Origin of the sequence: Variovorax sp. 54, from assembly GCF_002754375.1 — a bacterium.
Taxonomy (GTDB): domain Bacteria; phylum Pseudomonadota; class Gammaproteobacteria; order Burkholderiales; family Burkholderiaceae_C; genus Variovorax.
This window is the reverse complement of record NZ_PEFF01000001.1, coordinates 1,542,620-1,564,342: the sequence shown is the minus strand read 5'-3', so window position 1 is coordinate 1,564,342 and position 21,723 is coordinate 1,542,620. Positions and strand designations below refer to the sequence as shown.

23 protein-coding genes, 3 tRNA genes and 1 pseudogene are annotated in these 21,723 nt (G+C 67.2%); 17 read left to right on the top strand and 10 right to left on the bottom strand.

The window, feature by feature from the left end; all coding sequences use genetic code 11:
• The first annotated feature begins 7 nt into the window (after nucleotides 1–7).
• Together plsY and CLU95_RS06915 are read left to right on the top strand one after the other, a co-directional pair.
• Nucleotides 8–643 carry a glycerol-3-phosphate 1-O-acyltransferase PlsY gene (gene plsY, locus CLU95_RS06920; RefSeq protein WP_099791665.1) on the top strand — a complete coding sequence of 212 codons (636 nt, stop codon included), beginning with the start codon at nucleotides 8–10 and terminating at the stop codon, nucleotides 641–643.
• A gap of 8 nt (nucleotides 644–651) precedes the next feature.
• Entirely contained in the window at nucleotides 652–1,005 is a 354-nt protein-coding gene (locus CLU95_RS06915) for a RidA family protein (protein WP_070062404.1), read from the top strand.
• Nucleotides 1,006–1,024: 19 nt separating this feature from the next.
• Here the strand turns inward: CLU95_RS06915 and CLU95_RS06910 are convergent, their stop codons facing one another.
• Nucleotides 1,025–1,666 carry a retropepsin-like aspartic protease family protein gene (locus CLU95_RS06910; protein ID WP_099791663.1) on the bottom strand — a complete coding sequence of 214 codons (642 nt, stop codon included), beginning with the start codon at nucleotides 1,664–1,666 and terminating at the stop codon, nucleotides 1,025–1,027.
• A gap of 7 nt (nucleotides 1,667–1,673) precedes the next feature.
• Nucleotides 1,674–2,159, bottom strand: coding sequence for a YajQ family cyclic di-GMP-binding protein (locus CLU95_RS06905; RefSeq protein ID WP_099791661.1), 486 nt, complete (start codon nucleotides 2,157–2,159; stop codon nucleotides 1,674–1,676).
• A gap of 43 nt (nucleotides 2,160–2,202) precedes the next feature.
• Here CLU95_RS06905 and murB point away from each other — a divergent pair, with 43 nt between their 5' ends.
• Together murB and CLU95_RS06895 are read left to right on the top strand one after the other, a co-directional pair.
• Complete coding sequence (gene murB, locus CLU95_RS06900; protein WP_099791659.1) at nucleotides 2,203–3,255, top strand: UDP-N-acetylmuramate dehydrogenase; 1,053 nt, start codon at nucleotides 2,203–2,205, stop codon at nucleotides 3,253–3,255.
• A gap of 4 nt (nucleotides 3,256–3,259) precedes the next feature.
• Nucleotides 3,260–4,093 carry a glycine-rich domain-containing protein gene (locus tag CLU95_RS06895; RefSeq protein ID WP_099791657.1) on the top strand — a complete coding sequence of 278 codons (834 nt, stop codon included), beginning with the start codon at nucleotides 3,260–3,262 and terminating at the stop codon, nucleotides 4,091–4,093.
• A 93-nt stretch (nucleotides 4,094–4,186) separates the two neighbouring features.
• Here the strand turns inward: CLU95_RS06895 and argG are convergent, their stop codons facing one another.
• The 4 genes from argG to CLU95_RS06875 form a co-directional block, all read right to left on the bottom strand.
• Nucleotides 4,187–5,527, bottom strand: a complete 1,341-nt coding sequence (gene argG / locus CLU95_RS06890) for an argininosuccinate synthase (protein WP_099791655.1) — start codon at nucleotides 5,525–5,527, stop codon at nucleotides 4,187–4,189.
• Nucleotides 5,528–5,542: 15 nt separating this feature from the next.
• Nucleotides 5,543–5,869: a pyrimidine/purine nucleoside phosphorylase gene (ppnP, locus tag CLU95_RS06885; protein ID WP_099791653.1), complete on the bottom strand. Its 327-nt coding sequence runs from the start codon at nucleotides 5,867–5,869 to the stop codon at nucleotides 5,543–5,545.
• A 126-nt stretch (nucleotides 5,870–5,995) separates the two neighbouring features.
• On the bottom strand, nucleotides 5,996–6,625 hold the full coding sequence (locus tag CLU95_RS06880; protein ID WP_099791651.1) for a hypothetical protein: 630 nt from the start codon (nucleotides 6,623–6,625) through the stop codon (nucleotides 5,996–5,998).
• Between the two features lie 58 nt (nucleotides 6,626–6,683).
• Nucleotides 6,684–7,037, bottom strand: a complete 354-nt coding sequence (locus CLU95_RS06875) for an ArsC family reductase (RefSeq protein WP_180288557.1) — start codon at nucleotides 7,035–7,037, stop codon at nucleotides 6,684–6,686.
• Between the two features lie 36 nt (nucleotides 7,038–7,073).
• Here CLU95_RS06875 and folC point away from each other — a divergent pair, with 36 nt between their 5' ends.
• The 9 genes from folC to CLU95_RS06830 all read left to right on the top strand — a co-directional run bounded on the left by folC (nucleotide 7,074) and on the right by CLU95_RS06830 (nucleotide 14,390).
• On the top strand, nucleotides 7,074–8,381 hold the full coding sequence (gene folC, locus CLU95_RS06870; RefSeq protein ID WP_099791647.1) for a bifunctional tetrahydrofolate synthase/dihydrofolate synthase: 1,308 nt from the start codon (nucleotides 7,074–7,076) through the stop codon (nucleotides 8,379–8,381).
• 72 nt (nucleotides 8,382–8,453) lie between these two features.
• Nucleotides 8,454–9,320 carry an SPOR domain-containing protein gene (locus tag CLU95_RS06865; protein WP_099791645.1) on the top strand — a complete coding sequence of 289 codons (867 nt, stop codon included), beginning with the start codon at nucleotides 8,454–8,456 and terminating at the stop codon, nucleotides 9,318–9,320.
• Between the two features lie 35 nt (nucleotides 9,321–9,355).
• The gene (locus CLU95_RS06860; protein WP_070062414.1) at nucleotides 9,356–9,841 is read left to right on the top strand and encodes a CvpA family protein; all 486 of its coding nucleotides are present in this window, start codon (nucleotides 9,356–9,358) and stop codon (nucleotides 9,839–9,841) included.
• Between the two features lie 12 nt (nucleotides 9,842–9,853).
• Nucleotides 9,854–11,359 carry an amidophosphoribosyltransferase gene (purF, locus tag CLU95_RS06855; RefSeq protein ID WP_099791644.1) on the top strand — a complete coding sequence of 502 codons (1,506 nt, stop codon included), beginning with the start codon at nucleotides 9,854–9,856 and terminating at the stop codon, nucleotides 11,357–11,359.
• A 21-nt stretch (nucleotides 11,360–11,380) separates the two neighbouring features.
• Nucleotides 11,381–12,604: an O-succinylhomoserine sulfhydrylase gene (locus CLU95_RS06850; RefSeq protein ID WP_099791642.1), complete on the top strand. Its 1,224-nt coding sequence runs from the start codon at nucleotides 11,381–11,383 to the stop codon at nucleotides 12,602–12,604.
• A gap of 11 nt (nucleotides 12,605–12,615) precedes the next feature.
• A complete protein-coding gene (gene gltX, locus CLU95_RS06845) occupies nucleotides 12,616–14,004 on the top strand; it encodes a glutamate--tRNA ligase (RefSeq protein ID WP_099791640.1) in 1,389 nt (462 codons plus the stop codon).
• 36 nt (nucleotides 14,005–14,040) lie between these two features.
• Nucleotides 14,041–14,116 (top strand) — tRNA-Ala (locus CLU95_RS06840).
• A gap of 51 nt (nucleotides 14,117–14,167) precedes the next feature.
• A tRNA-Glu gene (locus tag CLU95_RS06835) sits at nucleotides 14,168–14,243 on the top strand.
• A 70-nt stretch (nucleotides 14,244–14,313) separates the two neighbouring features.
• A tRNA-Asp gene (locus CLU95_RS06830) sits at nucleotides 14,314–14,390 on the top strand.
• Between the two features lie 149 nt (nucleotides 14,391–14,539).
• Here CLU95_RS06830 and CLU95_RS06825 read toward each other — a convergent pair.
• The 4 genes from CLU95_RS06825 to CLU95_RS06810 all read right to left on the bottom strand — a co-directional run bounded on the left by CLU95_RS06825 (nucleotide 14,540) and on the right by CLU95_RS06810 (nucleotide 17,656).
• Entirely contained in the window at nucleotides 14,540–14,803 is a 264-nt protein-coding gene (locus tag CLU95_RS06825; RefSeq protein ID WP_099791638.1) for a hypothetical protein, read from the bottom strand.
• Nucleotides 14,804–14,871: 68 nt separating this feature from the next.
• Nucleotides 14,872–15,387, bottom strand: coding sequence for a hypothetical protein (locus CLU95_RS06820; protein ID WP_099791636.1), 516 nt, complete (start codon nucleotides 15,385–15,387; stop codon nucleotides 14,872–14,874).
• Nucleotides 15,377–16,330, bottom strand: coding sequence for a universal stress protein (locus tag CLU95_RS06815; protein WP_099791634.1), 954 nt, complete (start codon nucleotides 16,328–16,330; stop codon nucleotides 15,377–15,379). The genes CLU95_RS06820 and CLU95_RS06815 overlap by 11 nt, the downstream gene beginning before the upstream one ends.
• Nucleotides 16,331–16,624: 294 nt before the next feature.
• On the bottom strand, nucleotides 16,625–17,656 hold the full coding sequence (locus tag CLU95_RS06810; protein ID WP_099791632.1) for an AraC family transcriptional regulator: 1,032 nt from the start codon (nucleotides 17,654–17,656) through the stop codon (nucleotides 16,625–16,627).
• A 183-nt stretch (nucleotides 17,657–17,839) separates the two neighbouring features.
• Here CLU95_RS06810 and CLU95_RS06805 point away from each other — a divergent pair, with 183 nt between their 5' ends.
• The 4 genes and pseudogenes from CLU95_RS06805 to CLU95_RS31095 all read left to right on the top strand — a co-directional run bounded on the left by CLU95_RS06805 (nucleotide 17,840) and on the right by CLU95_RS31095 (nucleotide 21,681).
• The gene (locus CLU95_RS06805; RefSeq protein ID WP_099791630.1) at nucleotides 17,840–18,634 is read left to right on the top strand and encodes an SDR family oxidoreductase; all 795 of its coding nucleotides are present in this window, start codon (nucleotides 17,840–17,842) and stop codon (nucleotides 18,632–18,634) included.
• 52 nt (nucleotides 18,635–18,686) lie between these two features.
• A complete protein-coding gene (locus tag CLU95_RS06800) occupies nucleotides 18,687–19,934 on the top strand; it encodes a styrene monooxygenase/indole monooxygenase family protein (RefSeq protein WP_099791628.1) in 1,248 nt (415 codons plus the stop codon).
• 13 nt (nucleotides 19,935–19,947) lie between these two features.
• Nucleotides 19,948–21,180, top strand: a pseudogene (locus CLU95_RS31285) (styrene monooxygenase/indole monooxygenase family protein); the annotation flags it as partial.
• A complete protein-coding gene (locus tag CLU95_RS31095) occupies nucleotides 21,181–21,681 on the top strand; it encodes a flavin reductase family protein (protein WP_228122069.1) in 501 nt (166 codons plus the stop codon).
• Nucleotides 21,682–21,723: the final 42 nt, after the last annotated feature.

Sequence of the window (21,723 nt, the reverse complement as noted above, 5' to 3'; positions counted from 1 at the left end):
ACCCGCCTTGAGTTTCGATCTGCCCTCAATCATTGCCATCGTGGTGTCGTACCTGATCGGCTCGCTGTCGTTCGCGGTCATCGTGAGCAAATCGCTCGGCATGGCCGACCCGCGCAGCTACGGCAGCGGCAACCCCGGCGCCACCAACGTGCTGCGCTCGGGCAACAAGGGCGCGGCCTTAGCCACCTTGCTGCTCGATGCCGCAAAGGGCTGGTTGCCGGTGTTCCTGATCCGCCAGTTCGGCGCGCAGTGGGGGCTGGGCGAGGGCGTGGCCGCATTGGCGGGCCTGGCGGCCTTCCTGGGCCACCTGTACCCGGTGTTCTTCGGTTTCCAGGGCGGCAAGGGCGTGGCAACGGCGGCCGGCGTGCTGGTGGGCATCGCGCCCTGGCTGGGGCTCGCCACGGGCGCGACCTGGCTGATCATCGCGGTCTTCTTTCGTTACTCGTCGCTGTCGTCGCTGGTGGCGGCGTTCTTTGCGCCGGCCTACTATCTGATCGGCGGCAACATCGCGTGGCCGCTCGACCGCACGGTGCTCGTTGCGATCATCGTCATGAGTCTGCTGCTGATCTGGCGGCACCGCGAAAACATCCGCCGGCTCGCGGCCGGCACGGAGTCGAAACTCGGCTCGAAGAAAAAGGCTTGAACCTCACCATGGCATCCATTACCCGCTTCCACGTTGGCCCGCGTCTGTCCGAGACCGCGGTGCACAACGGCACCATCTACCTCGCGGGCCAGGTGCCCGACGACACCACGCAGGACATCCGTGGCCAGACCGCCCAGGTGCTCGGCATGGTCGACCGCCTGCTGGCCGAGGCCGGCAGCGACAAGTCGCGCATCCTCATGACGCAGATCTTTTTGGCCGACATCGGCGACATCGGCGCCATGAACGAGGTGTGGGACGCGTGGATTCCGGCCGGCAACACGCCGCCGCGTGCGACTGTGGAGGCCAAGATGGCCAACGCGGCTTACAAGATCGAGATCGTCGTCACGGCCGCACAGGCCTGAGGCTTGATCGGGAGCGGTCTCAGTACCGCTTCTCGAGAATCATCTCGTCGGCGTCGCGCCGCATCGAGAAGCGATTGAGAAAGCTGTTGCCCAGCAGCACGTACGGCATGGGCTGTTGCGAGACGATGGCGTCGATGTCGTAGACCTCGACGTCGCCCACGCGCACGCTCTGCAGCCGCAGCCTGTAGCCCGGGGCGTTGCCGTTGGCCGTGCGCATCTGCACCAGCTGTCCCTTGCTGTAGTCGAGCCCGATGCGCTGGGCGTCGACTGCCGACAGCGCGATGGTGGTCGCACCCGTGTCGAGCATGAAGGTGACGGCGCGGCCGTTGATCTGGCCCTGCGTCATGTAGTGGCCCCGGCTGTCGGCCGGCAGCACGATGCGGTTGCCACTGCCGGCGACCCCGCCGCGACCGATGCTCACGGGCGAATCCATGCGCAGCGAAAAACGCTTGCCCGCCGATTCGACCACCGCCTGGTCGGCCTGCAGCGACACCAGCTTGACGCCCTGGAAGGTTTCCCCGACGGCCACCGTCTTGGGCGGCGCGCCGTTCACGATGAGGATGGCGCGGCTGCCGATGGAGCCGGTCAGCGTGACCGAGTCGGCGGCGTGCGCTCCCATGGCCGCGGCCGAGCACAGCACCGCGGCGAGGAGCGCCTTCATGCGCGGGTCAGTCGCGGAAGTTGTTGAAGGACACCGGCATGTCGGGCACGTCCTTCTTGATGAGGGCCATGGCGGCCTGCAGGTCGTCGCGCTTGGCGCCGGTGATGCGCACGGCGTCGCCCTGGATCGCGGCCTGCACCTTGAGCTTGCTGTCCTTGATGATGCGGGTGATCTTCTTGGCCTGCTCGGTCTCGATGCCGTTCTTGATCTTGATGACCTGCTTGACCTTGTCGCCGCCCATTTTCTGGACGTCGCCCTTGTCGAGAAAGCGCACGTCGACGCTGCGCTTGGTGAGCTTGCTGCGAAGAATGTCTTCGACCTGCACGAGCTGGAACTCGGCGTCGCCGATCATCGTGATCTCTTTGTCCTTGAGCTCGACGGCAGCGGCGGTGCCCTTGAAATCGAAGCGTGTGCCGATTTCCTTGGCGGTGTTTTCCACCGCATTCTTCACTTCGGGCAGATTGGGCTCGCAGACGGTATCGAAAGACGGCATGGGCACTCCTGGACGCACGGGGACTGAATGCGACAATTCTCCCATGATCGTGGAGTCCAATGTCCCGCTGCAGCCCTACAACAGCTTCGGCATCGTCGCGCGTGCGCAGCACCTGGCGCGCATCGCCAGCGAGGCCGACCTGGTCGCGCTGCACGCCGACCCCGCCTGGCGCAACGAACCCCGTTTCGTGCTCGGCGGCGGCAGCAACATCGTGCTCACGGGCGATGTCAAGCCGCTGGTGCTGAAGGTCGAGATCAAAGGCCGGCGGCTGGTCGAAGAGACGCCGCGCGCCTGGATCGTGGAGGCCGGCGCCGGCGAAACCTGGCACGACACCGTCGAATGGATGGTGCGCAGCGGCTACCCGGGGCTCGAAAACCTGGCGCTCATCCCAGGCACCGTGGGCGGCGCGCCCGTGCAGAACATCGGCGCCTACGGCGTCGAGCTGCAGGACCGCTTCGACTCGCTCGACGCCTTCGACCTCGAAACCGGCCGCGCCTTCACGCTCGATGCGGCGCAGTGCGCCTTCGGCTACCGCGATTCGGTCTTCAAGCACGTGCGCAGCGGCCCGAACGACTTCGGCCTGGCGGGCCGCGCGGTCATCACGCGGGTGCGCTTTCGGCTGCCGAAGCCGTGGAAGCCGGTGGTCGGCTACCTCGACCTCGAACGCAAGATGGAAGAAACCGCCAACTTCACGCCCAGCGCGGTCGACATCTTCGAGTGGATCTGCGCGATCCGCCGCGCCAAGCTGCCCGACTGGCGCGTGCTGGGCAACGCCGGCAGCTTTTTCAAGAACCCGACGGTGACGCCCGAGCAGTGCGCCGACATCATCGCGCGCGACCCCAAGATCGTGCATTACCCGATGGACGACGGCAGCATCAAGCTCGCGGCCGGCTGGCTCATCGACGCCTGCGGCTGGAAGGGCAAATCGGTCGGCAACGCCGGCGTCTACGAAAGGCAGGCGCTGGTGCTGGTCAACCGGGGCGGCTCGGCCAACCCGGTGACGGGCGGCGAGGTGATGACGCTGGCCAAGGCGATCCAGACCAGCGTATACGAGCGCTTCGGCATCCGGCTGGAGCCGGAACCCGTGGTGGTCTGACGCCGTGGATCTCGACTTCCTGCACCTGAACTATCGCCGGCGCGTCGCCGCGCTGGGCTGGGCGCAGCTTGTCGTCATCGTGGCGGGCATCGCCTCGGTGTTTCTGGTGCGGGCGGGCTGGTGGGGATCGGTGCTGCTGATCCTCGCGGCCCTCTGCTTCGCGGTGCTCCTGAGCCAGATCGAACTCAGCCTGCGCCGCCAGTTCATCCGCGAGGCCCGGCTGCCGCCGTTCCTCATCGGCAAGCTCCGCGCGGCGCACCCGCAACTGAGCCGACGCGACGCCGAGCTGGTGTTGCGCGGGCTGCGGCAGTTCTTCATGGCGCACCTGCGCAGCGACCGCAAGTTTGTGGCGATGCCTTCGCGGGTGGTCGACACGGCCTGGCACGAGTTCATCCTGCACACGCAGGGCTACCAGACCTGGTGCCAGGCCGCCTTCGGACGCATGCTGCACCACAGCCCGGCCGAGGTGCTGGGCAAGGACGCGCGGCGCAACGACGGCCTGCGCCGCACTTGGTACTGGGCTTGCAAGGAAGAGAGCATCGACCCGCGCAAGCCGGCGCGGCTGCCTCTGCTGTTTGCGCTGGACATCAAGTTCGCGATTGCAGGCGGCTTTCACTACACCCCCGATTGCCGCGCCGTCGAGCGCGAGATTGGTTCCGACGCGCACTGCGGCTCGAGCTTCGGCGATTCGTCGTCCGACGGCGGAAGCTCGGGCGATGCCGGGGGCTTCGGCGGCAGCGAGTCGAGCGGGAGCGGCGACGGCGGCTCCAGCGACGGCGGTGGTGCGTCCGATGGCGGTGGTGGATGCGGTGGCGGTTGCGGAGGAGGCGGCGACTGACGCTGCCGGTGCACCTTCCAAAGAAAAACGGGCCGCGAGGGCCCGTTTTTCATGGTCGCCCTTGCGCGTGGCAAAGGCCGGGGGATCGATCGATCAGCTCGCGTCGCCGTCGTTCGCCAGCTTCGGCAGCGAGGCACCTTCGCCCGACGAGAGCAGGCCCACACGGGTGTAGATCGCGAGCTTCTCGCGCGTGTCGACGATGTCCAGGTTGCGCATCGTGAGCTGGCCGATGCGGTCCAGCGGCGTGAACGCGCCCTCGACCTTTTCCATGCTCAGGCGCTCGGGCTTGTACGTGAGGTTGGCCGACTCGGTGTTCAGGATCGAGTAGTCGTTGCCGCGGCGCAGCTCGACCGTCACTTCGCCGGTGATGGCGCGCGCGACCCAGCGCTGTGCCGTTTCGCGCAGCATGATGGCTTGCGGGTCGAACCAGCGGCCCTGGTACAGCAGGCGACCCAGGCGGCGGCCGTTGTCGCGGTACTGCTCGATGGTGTCTTCGTTGTGGATGCCGGTGACCAGGCGCTCGTAGGCGATGAACAGCAGCGCGAGGCCGGGGGCCTCGTAGATGCCGCGGCTCTTGGCTTCGATGATGCGGTTCTCGATCTGGTCGCTCATGCCCAGGCCGTGGCGTCCGCCGATGCGGTTGGCTTCGAGGATCAGGTCGACCAGGTTCGCGTAGCGCACACCGTTCAGCGCAACGGGCACGCCTTCTTCGAAGCGCACCGAGACGGTTTCGCGCTTGACTTCGACTTCGTCCTTCCAGAAGGCCACGCCCATGATGGGCTGCACGATCTGCATGCCGCTGTTCAGGTGCTCGAGGTCCTTGGCTTCGTGGGTGGCGCCCAGCATGTTCGAGTCGGTCGAGTAGGCCTTCTCGGACGACATCTTGTAGGCGAAGCCGGCCTTCTGCATGAACGCCGACATTTCGGCGCGGCCGCCCAGCTCGTCGATGAAGACCTGGTCGAGCCAGGGCTTGTAGATCTTCAGCGCGGGGTTGGTGAGCAGGCCGTAGCGGTAGAAGCGCTCGATGTCGTTGCCCTTGTAGGTGCTGCCGTCGCCCCAGATATGGACGTCGTCTTCCTTCATGGCCGACACCAGCATGGTGCCCGTCACGGCGCGGCCCAGCGGCGTGGTGTTGAAGTAGGTGACACCGGCGGTGGTCACATGGAAGGCGCCGGCCTGCAGGGCGGCGATGCCTTCGTTGGCCAGCTGCACGCGGCAGTCGATGAGGCGGGCGTTCTCGGCGCCGTAGAGCATCGCCTTGCGCGGAATCTCGTCGTAGTCGGGCTCGTCGGGCTGGCCGAGGTTGGCGGTGTAGGCGTAGGGGACCGCGCCCTTGAGCTTCATCCAGTGCAGCGCCGCGCTGGTGTCCAGGCCGCCCGAGAAGGCGATGCCGACCTTCTGGCCGGCGGGAACGTTTTGGAGAATGGTCGACATGTCAGGGGTTCCGTTTCAACCGAAGTGGCAGATGTAGCTGTAGGGCTCGCCGCTTACGCGGATCTGGAAGCTGGAGTTGCCGGGGATGCTGAACTTCTGGCCGGGACCCGAGGCGATCCATTCGCTGGTGCCTGCGAGCTGGTATTCGCAGCTGCCGCCGGCGCCTTCCATGATTTCAGGCGCGCCGGTGTTGAAGGTGAGGGTGGACGGCAGGATCACGCCGACCGATTTCTTGGTGCCGTCCGCCAGCGTGAGGTTGTGGCTCACGCACTTGCCGTCGAAATACACATTGGCCTTGGTGGCCACTGCGGCGCTGTTGATGGTGTCGGTAGTCGTCGTCATTGGATGGATGGCGCCGGCGCCTGCGCGTTCGGCGGATCGAGGGACGCGCCGCGGCAGCAGCACCCCCGGGGTTGGAGAAGCCCTCGATTTTAGGGGCTCGGCAGAGCCGGCCCGCCGTGGGGGAACTCAGTAGCGCCAGCCGTGGCGATAGCCGCCCCATCCGCGATAGCCACGGTAGTAGCCGCCACCGCCCCAGCCGCGCGAGTAGCCCAGGTTCAGCGAGATGCCGACCGGCGGGTAGACGTAGGGCTGCGCATACGGGTAGGGGTAGGCGGGCTGCACGTAGACGGGCGGGGCGTACACCGGGGCCGGCTGCGCGTAGACCGGCGCCGGCGCGTTGGACACCACCACGCCGGGTTCCGGCACGACGCTGTCCCACGGGGAGTTGGCTCCCTGTTGATACTGCCCCTGTGGGTATTGCTGGTACTGCTCCTGGTACTGCGGGCCGTTGTTGGCCTCGACCGGGTACGGCTGCAACTGCGATTGGGGCTGGACCGGCGCGGTGGTCACGCCGTAGGCGCTGGCCTGGATCGGAAGGGTGGCGCCCGGCCGGCTGGTGGTGCGGGTCGTGTACTGGCGGCCCTGGTATTCGTAGGTGACGTTGTAGTTGACGTCGCTGCCGGTCGTTTCGCGGATCGGCGTGGCGGAAATCACGCGGGCCTGGACCACTTGCTGGGCCTGCGCGACGCTGGCGCCCGTGGCCAGCAGGCCGGCCGCCGACAGCCCCGTGAGGATGCGAAAAACGTGTCTGTTCATGGTGTTCTCTCCTGCAGATCGGGGTTGGAGGCCCGCCGGCGGGACGGGGTTCCGGGGTTTACACGGCGTTCACAGCCCAGCTATCGGCATCGAAACCGGTCGTTACGCCCGTCTTCGGGCCCCAGTCGACCACCGGCCGCTTGATCAGGCTCGGGTTGGCCAGCAGCACGGGGCGGGCCGAAGCGGCGTCGACCACGGCGTCGCGGGTGGCCTCGTCGAGCTTGCGCCAGGTGGTGCCCCTGCGGTTCACCAGCGCCTCCCAGCCGGGCGCCTTGAGCCAGCGGTCGAGTTCGGCTTCGGGCACGCCCTGTTTCTTGAAATCGTGGAAGGCGTAGGCCACGCCATGGTCGTCGAGCCAGGCGCGGGCGCGCTTGACGGTGTCGCAGTTCGGGATGCCGTATAGGGTTGTCATGGCCGCCATGATGCCGCGAGTGGCGGGTCGGCGACAATGCCGGCCTCCATGGAAACCCTGAACGACTGGCTCGCGCGCGCCGAGCACCTTCATCCCGACAAGATCGAGCTCGGGCTCGATCGCGCCAAAGAAATGGCGCAGCGTCTGGGCCTGCGTTTCGACTGCCCCGTCATCACGGTGGCGGGCACCAATGGCAAGGGCTCGACCTGCGCCATGCTCGAGTCGATCCTCACGCACGCCGGCTACCGCACCGCCGTGTTCACGTCGCCGCACCTGGTGCGCTTCGAAGAGCGGCTGCGGCTCAAGGGCGAAGCAGTCGATGCTTCCAAACTGATAGCAAGCTTCGACGTGGTGGAGAAGGCCCGTGGCGACATGGCCCTGACCTACTTCGAGTTCACCACGCTCGGCATCCTGCATTGCATGATCCAGGAGAAGCCCGACGTGGCGATCCTCGAGGTCGGCCTTGGCGGCCGCCTCGACGCGGTGAACATCATCGACGCCGACTGCGCGGTCATCACCAGCATCGACCTCGATCACATGGAGTACCTCGGCCCCGACCGCGAAAGCATCGGCTTCGAGAAGGCCGGCATCCTGCGCGCCGGCAAGCCGGCCATCGTGAGCGACCCGATGCCGCCGCAAAGCGTGATCGACCACGCGAACGCCATCGGCGCCGACCTGTGGCGCTTCGGGCACGACTTCAACGTCTCGGGCGACAAGCAGCAGTGGGGCTGGTCGGGCCGCGGACGGCGCTACAGCGGGCTGGCCTATCCGGCGCTGCGCGGCGCCAACCAGTTGATCAATGCGGCGGGCGTGCTCGCGGCGCTCGAAGCGCTGCGGCCCCAGCTGCCGATCACGGCGCAGGCGGTGCGCAACGGGCTCGCCATGGTCGAGCTGCCGGGCCGCTTCCAGATCGTGCCCGGCGAGCCCACGCTGGTGCTCGACGTGGCGCACAACGCGCACGCCGTCGCGGCGCTGGCCGAGAACCTCGACGCCATGGGTTTTTCGCCCACCACGCACGGCGTGTTCGGCGTCATGGCCGACAAGGACCTCGCGCCCATCCTCGCGCGCATCGGGCCGCTGATCGACCGCTGGTACTTCACCGACCTGCCCACGCCGCGGGCCGCCAAGGCGGCCGATCTGCTGGCCGCGTGGCAGGCCCAGAACACGCGCGCCGACGCCTCGGGCAGCGTGCACGCAAGCCCGATGGACGCCCTGCGCGCGGCCATCGAGCAGGCAGGTGCCACTGATAGAATCGTGGTCTTCGGATCGTTCTTCACCGTGGGTGGCGTCCTCGAAAACGGCACCCCCCGGCTGCAAGCCAAACACCTGCTGCCAGGCGGCTGATCGTCGGGCTGTCCACACCCATCCGGCACCATCGGGCACCACCTCGCTGCACTCCTCCAGGGATCGAACTTCATGGCGTTTTTCAAGTTCCGCGCGCGCGGCCCACAAGGCAACGAAGGACGCAGCGCCCCCGCGGCGGTGCCGGCGGAAAGTGTCGAAACCATGCGCCGACGTGCGCGACACCGGCTGCTCGGCGCGGCGGTGCTGGTACTGGTCGGCGTGATCGGCTTCCCGCTGCTGTTCGACACCCAGCCGCGCCCCGTGCCGGTCGACATCCCGATCGAGATTCCTGACCGCAACAAGGCCAAGCCGCTGCCCGTGCCCGCCACGCCGGCACCCGCGACGAGCAGCGCACCTTCCTCGTCATCCGATGGCAGCTCCCGCGTGGCCGCGGCCTCGTCGGCCGGCGGCATGATCACCGAGACCGCCGACGGCACCGTGATCGAGCCCGGCGCGACCGTCCCCGCCGCCCCCAAGCCCGCCGTCGAGCCGAAGAAGCCCGAACCCAAGCCGGAACCGAAACCCGAGCCGAAGCCCGAGCCCAAACCGGAACCCAAGCCCGAGCCGAAAAAACCTGAGCCGAAGCCCGAGGCCAAGCCGAAGCCGGAACCCGCCAAGCCCGCTGCGAACGCCGACGACGGCGCCCGCGCCCGCGCGCTGCTCGAGGGCAAGCCGCCCGCCGCCGCGCCCAAGCCGGCCGCCGACGACAACGGCCACTTCGTCGTGCAGGTCGGCGCCTTCGCCGATGCCGACAAGGCGCGCGAAGTGCGCCAGAAGCTCGAGCGCGCCGGCCTTAAGACCTATGTGCACGTCGCCAAGACGGCCGACGGCGAGCGCACGCGTGTGCGTGTCGGGCCGTTCGCCTCGCGCGCCGAGGCCGAGAAGGCCGCGGACCGGGTCAAGGGCTTGTCTTTGGCCGCGGCCATCCTCACGTTGTAAGCACCGTCATCGCCCGCTGCCTGTAGTTCATTGCCGTGGCCCTGCTCGACTGGATCGCCATCGCGCTCATCGTGCTGTCGATGCTGTTCGGGCTGGTGCGCGGCCTCGTGTTCGAAGTGATTTCGCTGATCGGCTGGGTGGCCGCCTTCATCGTGGCCCAGTGGGTGGCCTCCGACGTGGCGGCCTGGCTGCCGTTCGGCGACCCACAGGCCACCTGGCGCTACCCGCTGGCCTTTGTGCTGGTGTTCGTGGCAGTGGCGTTCGGCGTGGGGCTGGCGGCAGCCCTCACGCGCAAGCTGATCGCCGCGGTCGGCCTGCGGCCGGTGGACCGGATTTTGGGAGCAGCGTTCGGCGCGGCACGGGGGGCAGTGGCCCTGCTCGTGCTGGCGGTCGTTGTTCATTTGCTGGCGTTGAGCGACAGTGCCTGGTGGCACGAATCGCGCAGCGCCATTGTTCTCGATGCGGCATTGCAGGGCCTCAAACCCTCGCTGCCTGAAAAGTTGGCAAGCTACCTGCCCTGAGAGGAATCGTTCATGTGTGGAATCGTCGGCGTTGTCAGCAACGCACCCGTCAACCAGCTGCTCTATGACGCGCTGCTGCTGCTGCAGCACCGTGGCCAGGACGCGGCCGGCATCGTGACCTTGCTGGAACGCAAGTTCTTCATGCACAAGGCCAAGGGCATGGTGCGCGACGTGTTCCGCACCCGCAACATGCGCGCGCTGCCGGGCAACGTGGGCCTGGGCCAGGTGCGCTACCCGACCGCCGGCAACGCCTACAGCGAAGAAGAGGCGCAGCCCTTCTACGTGAACGCGCCCTTCGGCATCGTGCTCGTGCACAACGGCAACCTGACCAACGCGCACGCCCTGCGTGCGGAGCTGTTCTCCACCGACCACCGCCACACCAACACCGAGAGCGACTCCGAAGTGCTGCTCAACGTGCTGGCCCACGAGATCGAGCGTTCCTCGCGCGGCGTGCCGTTGCACCCGGCCGAGGTGTTCGCTGCCGTCAAGAACGTCTACAAGCGCCTGCGCGGTTCGTACGCCGTGGTTTCGCTGATCGCCGGCCACGGCCTGCTGGCCTTCCGCGACCCCTACGGCATCCGCCCGCTGTGCATGGGCCGCAATGCGAAGGACGGCACCGTCATGGTGGCCAGCGAATCGGTCGCGCTCGAAGGCTCGGGCCATGTGTTCGAACGCAACATCGAGCCGGGCGAAGCCGTGTTCATCGACCTCGAAGGCAATGTGCACTCGATGCAGTGCGCCGAGGGCGCGTCGCTCAACCCGTGCATCTTCGAGTTCGTGTACCTCGCACGTCCCGACTCGGTGCTCGACGGCATCTCGGTCTACCAGGCGCGCCTGAACCTCGGCGAAACGCTGGCCAAGCGCGTGGTCTCGACCGTGCCGCCGAACCAGATCGACGTGATCATTCCGATTCCCGAATCGAGCCGCCCGAGCGCCACGCAACTCGCGCACCTCTTGGGCATTCCGTACCGCGAAGGCTTCGTGAAGAACCGCTACGTCGGCCGCACGTTCATCATGCCGGGGCAGGGCGTTCGCAAGAAGTCGGTGCGCCAGAAGCTCAACGTGATCGCCAGCGAATTCAAGGGCCGCAACGTGCTGCTGGTCGACGACTCGATCGTGCGCGGCACCACCAGCCGCGAGATCGTGCAGATGGCGCGCGACGCCGGCGCGCGCAAGGTCTACCTGGCCAGCGCCGCGCCGCCGGTGCGCTACCCCAACGTCTACGGCATCGACATGCCGACCAAGGACGAACTCGTGGCGCACGACCGCACCGTCGAGGAAATCCGCGAACTCATCGGCTGCGATGCGCTGATCTACCAGGACGTCGACGCCATGAAGCGCGCCATCGGCTCGCTCAACCCGAAGCTCGCCGGTTTCGATGCCTCGTGCTTCGACGGCGTGTACGTGACCGGTGACATCGACACCGAAGCCATCTCGCGCATGAACGGCAACCGTCCGCGCATCGAGGAAAACGAAGAAGACGCTTCGCGCCTCGCCCTGCCGAACCCCAGCGAGTAAGAGAAAGAAGAGAGGGCCGACGTGAGCGACAACGAACGCACCCTGCCGCCCGGCCTGCACCGCGACACCCTCGCGCTGCGCACCGGCCTGGCACCCAGCCAGCACGGCGAGCACTCGGAGGCCCTGTTCCTCACGAGCGGCTTCGTGCAGCCCGACGCCGAAACCTCGGCCCGCCGCTTCGCCGGCACCGAGGCCGGCTTCACCTACTCGCGCACGTCGAACCCGACGGTCGCCAGCTTCGAGCAGCGCCTGGCCGCGCTCGAGGGCACCGAGGCCGCCATCGGCGCCTCGACCGGCATGGGCGCGATCCTCATGATGTGCATGGGCCTGCTCAAGGCCGGTGACCACGTGATCTGCTCGCGCTCGGTGTTCGGCTCCACGCTGAACCTGTTCGGCAAGGAGTTCGCCAAGTTCGGTGTCGAGACCACCTTCGTCTCGCAGACCGACGTGGCCGAATGGCGCGCGGCGATCAAGCCCAACACCAAGCTGCTGTTTGCAGAGACGCCGACCAATCCGCTCACCGATGTCTGCGACATCCGCGCGTTGGCCGACCTGGCCCATGGCGCTGGTGCGCTGCTCGCGGTCGACAACTGCTTCTGTACGCCGATCCTGCAGCGTCCGGCTGAACTGGGTGCCGATCTGATCATCCATTCGGGCACCAAGTACCTCGACGGCCAGGGCCGTGTGATGGCCGGCGCGATCTGCGGGCCGTCGAAGCTCATCGTCGACGTCTTCGGTCCCGTGGTGCGCACCGCCGGCATGGCGCTGTCGCCGTTCAATGCATGGGTCGTGCTCAAGGGCATGGAAACGCTGGGCATTCGCATGAAGGCGCAGTGCGCGAATGCGCTGGCCGTGGCGCAGTGGCTTGAGCAGCAGCCCGGCATTGCGCGCGTGTACTACCCCGGTCTTGCCTCGCATGGGCAGCACGCGCTCGCGATGCGCCAGCAATCGGGGTTGGGCGGAGCGGTGGTGTCGTTCGACGTGGTCGGCGACACGCCCGACGCTGCGCGCGCCAACGCCTTCCACGTGATCAACAGCACGCGCGTCGTGAGCATCGCCACCAACCTGGGCGACACCAAGACCATCATCACGCACCCCGGCACGACCTCGCATGGACGCCTCACCGAAGTGCAGCGCCAGGCCGCCGGCATCAGCCAGGGGCTGATTCGCCTTGCGGTCGGCCTCGAATACATCGACGACATCACGGCCGACATTTCGCGCGGGCTGAGCACCCTGACTTCCTGATTTTTCATTTCATGACCGGCAAAGTTCGCACCCGCATCGCACCGTCTCCCACCGGCTTTCTTCACCTGGGCACGGCGCGCACCGCACTCTATTCGTGGGCCTATGCGCGGCACCACGGCGGCGAGTTCGTGCTGCGCATCGAGGACACCGACGTGGCCCGTTCCACGCAGGACTCGACCGACCAGATCCTCGCGTCGATGCACTGGCTCGGCCTTGACTACGACGAAGGCCCGATCTACCAGATGCAGCGTCTCGAGCGTTACCGCGAAGTCATCGCGCAGATGCTCGCGGCCGGCACGGCCTACCACTGCTACTGCACGCCGGCCGAGCTCGACGAGATGCGCGAAGCGCAACGTGCTCGCAACGAAAAAACGCTGTACGACCGCCGTTGGCGTCCGGAGCCCGGCAAGGTGCTGCCGCCCGTGCCGGAAGGTGTGCCACCCGTGGTGCGCTTCTGCAATCCGCCCGAAGGCGACGTGACGTGGAACGACCTCGTCAAGGGCGAGATCACCATCAACAACCGCGAGATCGACGACCTCATCATCCTGCGTCCTGATGGTGTGCCCACCTACAACTTCGCGGTGGTGGTCGACGACTGGGACATGAACATCACGCACGTGTTCCGCGGCGACGAACACATCAACAACACGCCGTGGCAGATCAACATCTTCCGCGCGCTCGGCGCACCGCTGCCGCAGTTCGGCCACGTGCCCGTGATCCTCGGCGACGACGGACAGAAGCTCTCGAAGCGCCGCGGCGCCGTGAGCGTCACCGCCTATGAAGAGAACGGCTACCTGCCCGAAGCGATGCTGAATTACCTCGCGCGCCTCGGCTGGAGCCACGGCGATGACGAGTTGTTCACGCGCGAGCAGATGGTGAGCTGGTTCGACGGCACGCACCTCTCGAAGAGCCCCGCACAGTGGGACGCAGCCAAGCTCGCGTGGGTGAATGCGCAGTACATCAAGGCCAGGAGCGGCGACGAGCTCGCACCGCTTGTTGCAGCGCAGTTGCAAAAGCGAGGCATCGTTGTCGACGCGCGTTTGCCTGCAATCTGCGCGCTGTTCAAAGACCGTTGCGATACGACTGTGGCGCTCGCTGGTTGGGCTGCGGCGTTTTATGCAGACATCGAAGTGACCGATGCAGACCGCGCGCAGCACATCACCGATGCAGTGAAGCCTGCGATCGCAACACTCGTTGAAAAATTGATGACGGTCGCCTGGGAGAGGGCCGAAATCGCAGTTATGATCAAGGAAGTCCTCGCGACACACGCGCTGAAAATGCCCGTGTTAGCGATGCCAGTACGAGTGCTTGTGATGGGAACATCGCAGACACCGTCCCTCGATTCAGTCCTCGAAATTTTTTCCCGCGAAAAAGTTATCGAGCGATTGAAAAAGGCCTGAAAAATCGGGCTATAATTCGAGGCTCGACACCCACACGGGGGTATAGCTCAGCTGGGAGAGCGCTTGCATGGCATGCAAGAGGTCATCGGTTCGATCCCGTTTACCTCCACCATCAAAGTGTCGAGAAGGTTAGAGATGCTGATCGCAGCACGTCCAAGGTTTTGACCCTATCGTCTAGAGGCCTAGGACACCACCCTTTCACGGTGGCTACCGGGGTTCGAATCCCCGTAGGGTCGCCAGTTTCACTTCGGTGAAGCAGGCACGAGTTGTCAACACTCGGTTCCGCAAGGAGCGAACGTTGATCTACCAGGAGTGGTAGTTCAGTTGGTTAGAATACCGGCCTGTCACGCCGGGGGTCGCGGGTTCGAGTCCCGTCCACTCCGCCAGATTGCAAGGGTTAGCAGATTCGTCTGCTAACCCTTTCGTCTTTCTGGCATCCGAATTTCTGGCACTCGAATCCAAGACTTCGGAGCAGGCGACGCCCTCGGTGTCGTTTTCTTTCTTCTTGCCGCTGAAGTTCGAACAGCGCGCAGGGCTACCCCAACAGCAAGACCTTCGTGCCGTTCGACGCCACCATCACACCCGGTGACGTCGCATCGATCTCGATGCGTATGCCCATGTGCAACGCCGGGTCGAGCGGTCGCTGACGGCTTTGGTTGAAGAGCGCTACATCGCGCAGGTAGGTGTCATGCTGCGCCAGGTTCAGCACGAACTTCTCCGGGTAGGCGCCGGTCGCACGCAGGTGATCCGAGAATTTCTCGGTCATCGTGAGGAAGAGGAACAACGGGTTGTCGGCCATGCCGCGAATCTAGCGGCGCTGCCTGCCAGCCGGCTACCGGGTTTGTGGGAAGAGACGGGTCGAAGCCCTTAGGCCATCCCGTACCGCAGCAGCCAGTTCCAGATCACCGCCGACCCGTTCGACATCTCGAGTGCAGCCTTCGCATAGCCCATGAGATCGGCCAGCCGCACTTCGGCGCGGATCACGACGTCGTGCCGCTGCAGGTCTTCTTCGCGAACGTCGGCGCGGCGTCGATCGAGTTCGTCACGCAGCACCGTCGCGTAGGCCCGCGGACTCTTCAGGCGCAGGAACATGATCGGCTCGACCACGGCATCGAATTCCGGATCGACGAAGGTGTGGATCTCGGGATCGCGCGAGACGACCTGGTCGCCGTGCGCGTCCCTGATGAGCTGTTGGGCTTCCTCGAGCGAGGCCTCGTTCGCTGCGTAGATCCGGCCGCCGCGTCCTTCGCAGATGAAGACGTACTGGTCGGGCCGCGAGAGCCAGTCGACCGGCCCGCGCTGGGCGAAGACGGCCAGGCCTTCTGCGCCGGGCAGCAGCGACTGGCGCAGCGGGTACTTGATGAGCGGGTCTTCAGCGAACATCTTGCAGCTTCCTCGAAATGACGACGGAGGACGGGCTGTCGGCGCGCCGGTCGGTGGGCATCACGAGCACGTCGCCTGTGGCCCAGCACAGCACGCGCTGCGCGACGCTGCCGAACAGGAAGTCGGACAGCGGATGGGCGCGGCGCTTGCCGACCACGAGCAGCTCAGCGCGTGCGTGCTGTTGCTGCACCGTGGCCTGCCGCGCCGGGTCGCCGCGGCCGATGGCCGACAGCACGCGGTTGCGCCGCGCGCTCGACGAGTCGGTCAGCGAGAACAAGCGCTCGCGCGCCTGCCGCATGCTGTCGTGGCGGTAGGTCTTGATGGCGTGGTCCGACACCTCTGCATAGCGCAGCTTGCTTTCGTGCATCGTGTTGAGCGCGTGAAACAGCTCCAGCGCCGCGGTGGGGTCGAGGCCGTGGGCCAGGCTCACGAGCTCGCGCGATGCGGGCGTGAAGTCGACGGCCACCAGGATGCGGCCGTAGCGCAGGCGCGTGTCGAGCCGGGTCACGAGCACCGGGCAGCGCAGCTGCCGCAGCAACCGCTCCACGGGCTGGCCGGTGAAGAACGCGCCGGGCGAGCGGTCGCGTTCGTGGCTCAGCACCACGAGGTCGACGTAGCGAGCCTCGTCGACGATCTGCACGAGACCACCGCTGGGTCCGGCGACCTGCTTGACCAGCACGTCGAAGCGCGAAGCCATCGACCGGGTCAGCCCTGCGAGCGCGGTTGCCGCTTCGGCGTGCGCGAACGGCGCGAAGTCCGCGGGCGCGTACATGAGCTTCAGCAGTGCGCCATGTTCGGCGGCGAGCAGGGCCGCCCGCTCGACCGCGCGGTTCCCGCGTGCCGTGAGATCGGTGACGGCCAGGATGGATTGAAAAGAAGGCGTGTTGGACGCGGCGCCGCCGCCGGGAAGCATGTGCTCCCGCTGAACCTGATGGTGATGCATGACGCACTCCAGTCGAACGCGACCCCGGATGACGGGGGCGCAGCCGCGCGGGGCGGGTGCCCGGCGGTCGATGGTTTGCGCTGAAAGAGAAGGGAAAGAGGCGGACCGCCGGGCTCAGGAATGTGCGGGCGTCTGCTGAGCCGCCGCTGTCATCCACGCAAACACCGGCGTGTAGCCGCCGGGGCGGGACGTCAAGGTGTGGAGGGAAGGCTGGGCGTTCATGCCGGGGAGTCTAGGCCGGATGCGTGCAGATCCGGTCAGTACCCGCACGATCCTTGCCAGATTGCGGGCCGATCACGCCCGGCTTTGTTGACAGGTGTCTTCTTTCGGTGCGCAGCGGGCGCGCGTTTCCGAGGGCCGCTCGCCGAAGCGCGCGCGGTACTGGGCCGCGAAATGGCCCAGATGCAGAAAACCGTACTTCTCCGCCACGTCGCGCACTCCGGTGCGTGTGGATGCGGCCTGCAGCTCGGCGCGCACGCGGTCCAGCCGAAGCTCGCGCAGGAACTCCATCGGCCCCTGGCCCGCATGCTGGCGGAACGCGAGCTGCAGGGCGCGCGCGCTGCAGCCGGCCTCGCGGCACACATCGGCCAGCGACAGCGGCTGCTCGGCGTGCGCGGCCATGAACTCCTGTGCCTTGCGCACCGCGCGCGGCAGCAGGTGGCGCTGCGCGTCGCCGGCGAGCGCGCGCGAGTGGTTGTGGCCCGCCGACATCAGCAGGCTCGACATCAGGTATTCCTCGGCATGCTCGGCCAGGCGCCCGCCACCCTGCAACGCATTGCCGGCGTCGAGCGTGAGCCGCAGGTAGTCGATGAAGTGCACCAGCGGCGCGAGCGCGGGGTTGTCCAGTGGCACGCCGAGGTCGAACACCAGGTGCTGGCGCACGGGCGCCTGCAGCAGCGCCTCGAGCCGTGACAGCAGCGCCGCGCGCGCGATGCGCACGATCAGGTGCGGGCTGTCGTCGGCCCAGCGCATCGACAGCAGTTCAGTGGGCGAGGGCAGCGAGGCGATGCGCGGCGTGGCTTCGACCTGCTGGCCGCCGCAGCGGATGTCGGCGCCGCCGCGCAACGGAATCTGCAACAGGAAGAAGTCTTGCAGGTAGCCCGGATCGATCTGCACGCCGGGGCCGTACTGTACGTAATTGAGGCTCACGTCGCGATGCAGGCGCGCGCTGTGGTGGCAGGCGTCCAGTTCGGTGCGCGGGCGCAGCATCGTGAGGCCGTGCGGGCAGAACACGCGGGCCACGCTTTCGCGCGCCTCGTCCATGTCGTGGCTCTCGAACAAACGGTAACGCTGCAGCGGCAGCCGTGGGGCGGTGGCGGTTTCCATGGGAAGCGCAGTGACCGTAGCAAAAAGCCTTCCAGCCCACAATTCGGGCCGTCCCTTGGCACCCCCGAAAAAACCTGCGCGGCAGGGACAGCGCCTGCGTTTTCGGGATCGGCCAGTGAGGCCTGGCGCTCTACCTTTGGCCCATTCGCCGAACCGGCGATTCAACCGAGGAGAGCAAGCGTCATGTTCAAGGGTCTCGAAGGCAAAAGCGCCATCGTCACGGGTGGTTCGACATTGATTGGCGCCGGCGTGGTGCGCGCCTTCCACGCGGCGGGCGTGAAGGTGGTCATCGCCGACATCGACGCCGACAAGGGCCAGCCGTTGGCCGACGCGCTCGGTGCCGGGGTGCGCTTCGTGCGCACCGACATCACCGACGACGCGCAGGTGAAGGCCTGCGTCGACGAGGCGGCGGTCCGCCACGGCGGCGTGGACTTTCTCGTCAACCTGGCGTGCTCGTACGTGGACGACGGCTTCAAGTCGCCGCGCGCCGACTGGCTCACCTCGTTCAACGTGAACGTGGCCAGCGCCGTCGCGATGCTGCAGGCGGTGCATCCGCACATGGTGGCGGCCGGCGGCGGGGCGGTGGTCAACTTCACCAGCATCTCGTCGCGCGTGGCCCAGACCGGGCGCTGGCTCTACCCCGTGAGCAAGGCCGCGATGGCGCAGCTCACGCGCAACATGGCGATGGACCTCGCACCCGACCGCATCCGCGTGAACAGCGTCTCGCCGGGCTGGACCTGGTCGGCCGTGATGGACCAGCTGACCGGCGGCGACCGCGCGCGCACCGACCGCGTGGCCGCGCCCTACCACCTGCTCGGGCGCGTCGGCGACCCCGACGAGGTGGCGCAGGTGGTGCTGTTCCTGTGCTCCGAGCACGCGAGCTTCGTCACCGGCGCCGACTACGCGGTGGATGGCGGCTACTCCGCCATGGGCCCCGAGCAGGCCGCGCCAGCCATTCCCCGCCTGATGGAACCCTGATCCCTCCGCACACAACCACAACACCACGAGACAACCAAAGAAGGAACAAGCCATGAAGCGAATCGCCATCGTCGGCGCGGGCCAGTCGGGCCTGCAACTGGGACTCGGCCTGCTGGACGCAGGCTACGAGGTCACCATGTACAGCAACCGCTCGGCGGACGACATCCGCCACGGCAAGGTCATGTCGAGCCAGTGCATGTTCCACACCGCGCTGCAGGTCGAGCGCGACCTCGGGCTCGACCAGTGGGCCAACGACTGCCCCACGGTCGACGGCATCGGTTTCGCCGTGCCGCACCCCGAGCAGAAGGGCGCCAAGGCCATCGAATGGGCGGCGCGGCTGAACTCGAGCGCGCAGTCGGTCGACCAGCGCGTGAAGGTGCCGGCGTGGATGGCGCAGTTCCAGAAAAAGGGCGGCGAGCTGGTCTTCAAGGACGCCGGCATCGACGACCTCGAAGCCTGCACCCGCAGCCACGACCTCACGCTGGTGGCCAGCGGCAAGGGCGAGATCTCGAAGCTCTTCGAGCGCGACGCCGCCAAGTCGACCTACGACCAGCCGCAGCGCGCACTGGCGCTCACCTACGTGAAAGGCATGCGCCCGCGCACGCCGTTCTCGGCCGTGTGCTTCAACCTGATCCCGGGCGTGGGCGAGTACTTCGTGTTCCCAGCGCTCACCACCACGGGCCCGTGCGAGATCATGGTGTTCGAAGGCGTGCCCGGCGGCCCGATGGACTGCTGGGCCGATGTGAAGACGCCGCAGGAGCACCTGGCGCGCAGCAAGTGGATTCTCGACACCTTCACGCCCTGGGAGGCCGAGCGCTGCGCCGACATCGAACTCACCGACGACAACGGCATCCTCGCCGGCCGCTTTGCGCCCACCGTGCGCAAGCCGATCGCCACGCTGCCTTCGGGCCGCAAGGTGCTGGGCTTGGCCGACGTGGTGGTGCTCAACGACCCGATCACGGGGCAGGGCTCGAACAACGCGGCCAAGTGCGCCGACACCTACCTGAAGAGCATCCTGGCGCGCGGCGACGGCGCAGCCGATGCGCCGTGGATGCAGCAGACCTTCGACCGCTACTGGTTCGGCTACGCGCAGTGGGTCACGCGCTGGACCAACATGCTGCTCGCACCGCCGCCGCCGCATGTGCTCAAGCTGCTCGGCAGCGCCGGCGCCGTGCCGCCGATGGCCAGCGCCATCGCCAACGGCTTCGACGATCCGCGCACCTTCTTCCCGTGGTTCGCCGACCCGCAAGAGGCCGACCGCTACCTCGACACCTGCGCTGCTGTAGCGGCAGCAGCGTAGGCGGAGCCAGCGCATGACACGACGCGTGGCCATCGTCGGCGCCGGCCAGTCCGGCATGCAGCTCGCCTTGGGCCTGTTGGCCAAGGGGTACGCGGTGACGGTGTATGCGAACCGCACCGCGCAGGAGATCTTCGACGGGCCGGTGATGTCCAGCCAGTGCATGTTCGAGACCGCGCTGCAGACCGAGCGCGAGCTCGGGCTCGACAGCTGGGCTGACACCTGCCCGGTGGTCGAGGGCATCGGCATGTCGGTGCGCAGCCCCGAGGGCCACCGCGCCGTCGCGTGGGAGGCGAAGCTCGACGGTCCCGCGCAGTCGGTCGACCAGCGCCTGAAGATTGCTGCGTGGATGCAGCTGTTCGAAGCGCGCGGCGGCCGCCTCGTGCACCAGGACGCAGACCTCGACACGCTGGAAGATTGCGCGCGCACGCACGACCTCGTGGTCATCGCGAGCGGCAAGGGCGAGATCTCGGCGCTGTTCCCGCGCGACGCGGCGCGCTCGCCGTTCGACCAGCCGCAGCGCGCGCTGGCGCTTACCTACGTGAAGGGCATGCGCCCGCGCGAGTCCTTCTCGGCCGTGAGCTTCAACCTCATTCCGGGTGTCGGCGAATACTTCGTGTTCCCCGCGCTCACCACCAGCGGCCCGTGCGAGATCATGGTGTTCGAAGGCGTGCCCGGTGGTCCCATGGACTGTTGGGACGGCGTGAAGACGCCGCAGGAGCACCTGGCGCGCAGCAAACAGATCCTTGCCACCTTCCTGCCCTGGGAGGCCGAGCGCTGCGCGCACATCGAGCTGACCGACGACCACGGCATGCTGCGTGGCCGCGTCACGCCCGTGGTGCGTCACCCGGTCGCCACGCTGCCTTCGGGCCGCCAGGTGCTCGGGCTTGCCGATGCCGTGGTGCTCAACGACCCGATCACGGGGCAGGGTTCGAACAACGCGGCGAAGGCGGCCGACATCTACCTCAAGCGCATCCTCGAACACGGCGATGCACCCTTCGATGCTGCGTGGATGCAGCAGACCTTCGACCGCTACTGGGAGGGCTACGCCCGCTGGGCCACCGACTGGACGCACAGCCTGCTCGCCCCGCCCGCGCCGCACCTGCAGAAGCTGCTGCAGAGCGCCACGCACATGCCCGCGGTGGCGAGTGCCGTGGTCAACGGTTTCGACGATCCGCGCAACTTCGCGCCCTGGTGGTTCGACGCGGCCGAGGCCGACCGCTTTCTCGAAACGAAGGCGCGCGAGGCGGTGGTCGATCGCTTCGACCGGCGCGACTTTCGCAAGGCGCTCGGCCAGTTCAGCACCGGCGTCACGGTCATCACCACGCGCGCGCTCGACGGGCGCCGCGTGGGCATGACGGCCAACTCGTTCTCGTCGGTGTCGCTCGATCCGCCGCTGGTGCTGTGGAGCCTCGCACGACAGGCGCCCAGCGTGGCCGACTTCACCGGCGCGAGCCACTTCGCGATCAACGTGCTGGCTGCGCCGCAGCACCATCTGTCGCGCCAGTTCTCGACACCGCAGGCCGACAAGTTCGGTGGCGTCGATTGCTGCGAAGGCACGGCCGGCGTGCCGCTGCTCAATGGCGTGCTCGCGCGCTTCGTGTGTCGCAACGTGCGGCAGTACGACGGTGGCGACCACCTGATCTTCATCGGCGAGGTCGAAGGCTACGAACGCTTCGACGGCGAGCCGCTGGTTTTTCACTCGGGCTACTACCAGGTCACGACGCGCCATCCGGAATGCGTACAGTGAGCCCCTGGTTCCCCACGTCCACCTTTCAGCATTGAACGGAGT